Here is a 4,477-nt window from a genome sequence, read left to right as displayed (position 1 = left end):
GAATTCTCAAAGCAAGTGCAACGTTTGGTGATGGTAGACTTCCCAAGGGCACTTCCAACCCAGACGCTTACGTGGCCTCAGATTGAGCTCATTATATACTGCCTCAATCTCTCTATCGCTAATCGATGAGAGGTCTGTACCTTTTGGAAAATACTCTCTGATGAGACCGTTGGTATTTTCATTGGTACCTCTTTGCCAGGGATGATGTGGAAGACAGAAGTAGATACTTACTCCAATAGCTTCTTGAAGTTCTGCTGCTCGAGCAAACTCAGATCCACGATCAAGCGTTATGGTTTTTACTACCTCACCTCTCAAAGCTTGCTGTATAGCTACATTGACATCAGCACTAGACCCTGATGCAGCTTTGCCACCAACAAGGTAGCCGCTCATACGGTCAACTTGTGTGACCAGGCGTGGCCCTTTGGCCTTACCGATGACGGTATCACCTTCCCAGTCTCCAATGCGTTGGCGATCTGCAACCTCTTTTGGTCTTTCGACAAGTTCATGAGTTATCCGTATTTTTCCTCTGCGCTCTATGAGGTGTTTTGTATGCCGTCGTTTACCTCGGTGTCTAAGTCTCTACGTACAGACTGTACACCTGGAAGTTCACAGTCTAGTTTTCCGAGTGTATGGCTCTATATATAGTGCTACAGCTGACAGGAGCGTAGGAAAGTTCTAAGTGTAGTCTGCCTGCAATCTGCTCAGGTGAGAAGTGGCGACTACAGATAAGAAAGACAATACGTGCACGAAGGCTTGGATCATCGAGTAGGGTGCGTTTCTTGCAAGCCTGGCGTCGAACATCGGTTTTTCTCTGAGCAGTCGAGGCTCTATAGCACAGATGCGCCACTCCAATGATTGTCCAACCGTTTCTTTTAATCTCTCGTGAAATACTTGATTTGTTTCGTCCGAGCTTACGAGCAATCTGGCTTATACTTTCATGATTTTTCCACCAGACCATAATGTCTTCGCGCTCTTCAATGCTAAGATGGCTATAGTGACCCATGGAAATCCTTTCAATGATCGTTGTCGTAAGCGCCATTGTAGACCCATGGGTCACTACCTTGTCTTTTGTTGTTGCACTTGCAATGAGAATTCAAGGGGAAAATGTGAGTATGTTTTAGCGACACATATCGATAAAGACCATATCCACAATCACATCATTTTTAATTCGAACGATGTGGATGAAGGTAAGGTATGTCATTCCTATTACGGCTCCTATATGAACATGAGAAATCAAAGCAGCAAGCTATGTAAAGAGCATAATTTATCTGTTATCGACCAAGAAACACAAAGGGAAATCAATGAGATTAAACGAAGAAAATTTGTAAGTTGGTATGATTGGAATGAGGATAAAAAAGACAGTAGCTATAAGTCAAAGCTCCAATTTGATATTGATAGAAGTATTGGAGCAAGCTGAGAATTTAAAGAAGTATAGTTAGACATCATCGCTACAATGGTTTTGAAAATATATTGTATTTACAGCGATAAACTAAATTTATAATATCTATTTTAATAATAAAGTGGAATATTCATAAGTATAAGAACAATGATGACATCATATAAATTAGTTAAATTTAACAAATTTTCTTCTAGAATAATAGTATATTTATAAATATAATTTTTAGAGAAAGGAGTGACATGCAATGGCCACAAAAGTGCATTTTTTTGATAAAATTGTGAGAGAATTTTATTATAAAGTAATAACTGCAATTTCTACGGTGTTTTCATTGGTTTTTATCTTTGTTGAAATCCCAAAAGAATGTAAAATTTGCACGGGTTTTGTATTTTTAAGTGTTCTTGTTTTAGTATATATTTTTATTTGGATGTATGCGAACAAGATGACAAAAATTAAATTAAATATAGATGGTTCAGATGTTCATGTTATATCAGGAGATTTATTTAAGCAAGAAGGATTAAAAGTAGTTCCATTCAATGAGTATTTTGATACAACGGTTGATAATGTAATTATTGCAGAGAGATCTTTGAATGGGCAATATATTAAAAATTATCGTAAAAACATAAGTACTTTAGATAACACCATTAAAGAAAATCAGCACTTACAAAAACATATTAAGGAATCAAATATAAAAAGAAATGGTAAAGCAATAAAATATACATTAGGCAGTTCTATATTAATTGATGAATATGTATTGGTAGCATTTTCTAAATTTGATAAAGATAATAAGGCATATTTAACAATACATGATTACCTCCAGTTTTTAGAGTGTTTTTGGAATGAAATAAATAGAATTTACGCACAACGCCCTGTTTCAGTGCCTATATTTGGTTCAGGAATAACTAGGTTCAAGGGCGGATTTAAGGATATTGATGATAATGAATTATTAAATATAATGATTTGGACATTTAAATTAAGCAAAATAAAATTTAAGTATCCAGCAAAATTGTCAATTATTATTGATGAGAAAAAAATTAATAAAATAAATATTTTAAAATTAAAGGAGTTGGAAAAATAATGTCATACAGAAACAAAACTTATGTCGCATTTGATGGAGACAATGATATCAAATATTACTGGTTAATGAAAGCGTGGAAACAAACTGATGGATCAGCATTTAATTTCTATGATGCTCATGATATCAATACAGCGAGAGATTCTAGCTATGAAGAATCTATTAAAAAGCAATTGAGGATTAGGATGGAAAACTCTAAAGTTTTTGTTTTACTAATAGGAGAAAATACACGCTATCTAAGAAAATTTGTTAAGTGGGAAATAGAAACAGCAATAAAACTGGATTTACCGATAATAGCTGTGAATTTAAATGGAAGCAAATCCAAAGATAGTTTATGTCCATCGTCATTAGAGGAGCAATTGACAATATTTATTCCTTATGGAAAACGAATAATGCAGTATGCACTAGAAAATTGGCCTAATAGTTACGCTATATATAAAAATGCTGGTGAAAGTGGAGCATATTACTATAAAGATAATGTATATGAAAAACTAGAGTAAAATCAATATTAGATATACGTATAGTAAAATATTTTAATATATAGAATTTTACATTTGGGTTGATTTGGAAATGCTAAATAAATTTATTAATGCATTTTAGAAATTTTAGAATGGTATTTTATTATAAAATAAAAAGGAGATATTATGGGATTTAGCTCGTTAACAAGATATGATCTTTTTTTGGAAAGCGGAAATATTATAGAAAGTGGTGATGAAGTAATACGCTTTATAGATTACTCGTCTGTAAAAAATATGTACTATGATTCGGCAAGTTTAATAAAAGGATTTGAAGATATTATAAATAATGGAGACTATAAAGATTTTCAGTTTGAATATAAAAAACTATTTGATGATAATGCGAGAGACATTGAGAACAAAAAATTTGTAGAAATAATCTCATATGCTATAGAAAAAGAAATGGAAGGAAAAAACCAAATATTATTATATAATGGGAACTCATTTAAAACATTTTTTGGATATTTATTAAAAGCAATTGCGGAATATCAGGAAAAGGTTATAGAGACAAACTTTATTGATATTACAGATATTGAACGTGTTCACTTGGGTAGAAAGCAAACCTTTTTATCTTATGCATATTATGACAAAGGACTAACTCAGGCTCTATTTTATTATTTTTGGTTGAGATCAGGATTTTTATATGTTAATTGGATGTGGAATGGGGTTAATAGCAATAGTTCAATTACCAAAAAAATATTAGATGATGAATTAAACAGAAGTAATCAGCTTCTATTTTTACGGACAATTAATAGCGAGTTGAGAATTCGTGGCAATCATAGTATTCGACAATGGTGCTCTTGGGAAATAGGAAATTTTTACACTAAGCATAGTGGCGAAAAGTACTATACCAGTTTTTATGATACAGCAGAACCAAGTAATGATATTTTAGATACGTTTAAACCAATGAAAGAAGTGGTTAATGGGGATATATGTTATTAAATACATCAGGTATTCATACAGTATAAAATATGAGAAGTTATTTTAGTGGGAGGCTTTTTATTCGAGGCTTTAGCCTGTTGAGCGCGTGTAACGCGCGAAACACAAAACCACCCGCTATTGAACTGCCTCCCATTTCTTGGACATAAGAAATAGGAGGCTTTTTATGCGTATGGATTGTAGGGTAAAGTACGATGTAGAGGTGAGGAGAAAGGCAGCAGAGCTCTTTGCTTCCGGTATGGGATCTCGTACGGTTGCAAGTACTCTTTCTGTCCCACTCTCAACTGTAAAAACATGGCACTATATATACCACGCGTTTGGAAGCGAGGTGCTACTGACCATGGATGGCAAACAGGCCCTCTACACCTACGAGCAAAAAGTTGCTGCAGCAAGAGCTGTCATTGAGGGCGGCATGACAAGGACTGAGGCAATGGCCGAGTTTAAGATTATGTCGCTGGCGCCACTTAAGAGCTGGTGCAAACTCTATCGTACAGGTGGCGCAGAGGCTCTTAAGCCAAAGCCAAAAGGAAGACCTAAAGGCTCTAAGTCCAA

7 protein-coding genes are annotated in these 4,477 nt (G+C 34.5%); 5 read left to right on the top strand and 2 right to left on the bottom strand.

Translation table 11 applies throughout. The annotated features are described in order from the left end of the window. Positions 1-6: 6 nt before the first annotated feature. Both HMPREF1492_RS07595 and HMPREF1492_RS07870 read right to left on the bottom strand, forming a co-directional pair. Complete coding sequence (locus tag HMPREF1492_RS07595) at positions 7-519, bottom strand: IS30 family transposase (protein ID WP_232215565.1); 513 nt, start codon at positions 517-519, stop codon at positions 7-9. Between the two features lie 94 nt (positions 520-613). Next, the gene (locus HMPREF1492_RS07870) at positions 614-958 is read right to left on the bottom strand and encodes a transposase (protein ID WP_502685327.1); all 345 of its coding nucleotides are present in this window, start codon (positions 956-958) and stop codon (positions 614-616) included. Positions 959-1,048: 90 nt separating this feature from the next. Here HMPREF1492_RS07870 and HMPREF1492_RS07585 point away from each other — a divergent pair, with 90 nt between their 5' ends. The 5 genes from HMPREF1492_RS07585 to HMPREF1492_RS02760 all read left to right on the top strand — a co-directional run. Continuing rightward, a complete protein-coding gene (locus HMPREF1492_RS07585) occupies positions 1,049-1,417 on the top strand; it encodes a relaxase/mobilization nuclease domain-containing protein (protein WP_198014337.1) in 369 nt (122 codons plus the stop codon). 226 nt (positions 1,418-1,643) lie between these two features. Continuing rightward, the gene (locus HMPREF1492_RS02775; RefSeq protein WP_035435694.1) at positions 1,644-2,474 is read left to right on the top strand and encodes a macro domain-containing protein; all 831 of its coding nucleotides are present in this window, start codon (positions 1,644-1,646) and stop codon (positions 2,472-2,474) included. Then, positions 2,474-2,971: a TIR domain-containing protein gene (locus tag HMPREF1492_RS02770; protein ID WP_035435692.1), complete on the top strand. Its 498-nt coding sequence runs from the start codon at positions 2,474-2,476 to the stop codon at positions 2,969-2,971. The genes HMPREF1492_RS02775 and HMPREF1492_RS02770 overlap by 1 nt, the downstream gene beginning before the upstream one ends. 144 nt (positions 2,972-3,115) lie before the next feature. Continuing rightward, on the top strand, positions 3,116-3,928 hold the full coding sequence (locus tag HMPREF1492_RS02765; RefSeq protein WP_035435690.1) for a hypothetical protein: 813 nt from the start codon (positions 3,116-3,118) through the stop codon (positions 3,926-3,928). Between the two features lie 169 nt (positions 3,929-4,097). After that, a partial coding sequence (locus tag HMPREF1492_RS02760) for a helix-turn-helix domain-containing protein (RefSeq protein ID WP_232215595.1) occupies positions 4,098-4,477 on the top strand: 380 nt, incomplete at its 3' end.

The sequence above is a fragment of the Atopobium sp. BS2 genome, assembly GCF_000565075.1.
Lineage (GTDB): Bacteria > Actinomycetota > Coriobacteriia > Coriobacteriales > Atopobiaceae > Lancefieldella.
This window is presented reverse-complemented; position numbering and strand designations above follow the sequence as displayed.

Coding starts and splice junctions, on each gene's coding strand:
- HMPREF1492_RS07870 (WP_502685327.1), bottom strand. CDS start 958: ATGGTCTGGTGGAAAAATCATGAAAGTATAAGCCAGATTGCTCGTAAG.
- HMPREF1492_RS02770 (WP_035435692.1), top strand. CDS start 2,474: ATGTCATACAGAAACAAAACTTATGTCGCATTTGATGGAGACAATGAT.
- HMPREF1492_RS02765 (WP_035435690.1), top strand. CDS start 3,116: ATGGGATTTAGCTCGTTAACAAGATATGATCTTTTTTTGGAAAGCGGA.
- HMPREF1492_RS07585 (WP_198014337.1), top strand. CDS start 1,049: ATGGGTCACTACCTTGTCTTTTGTTGTTGCACTTGCAATGAGAATTCA.
- HMPREF1492_RS02775 (WP_035435694.1), top strand. CDS start 1,644: ATGGCCACAAAAGTGCATTTTTTTGATAAAATTGTGAGAGAATTTTAT.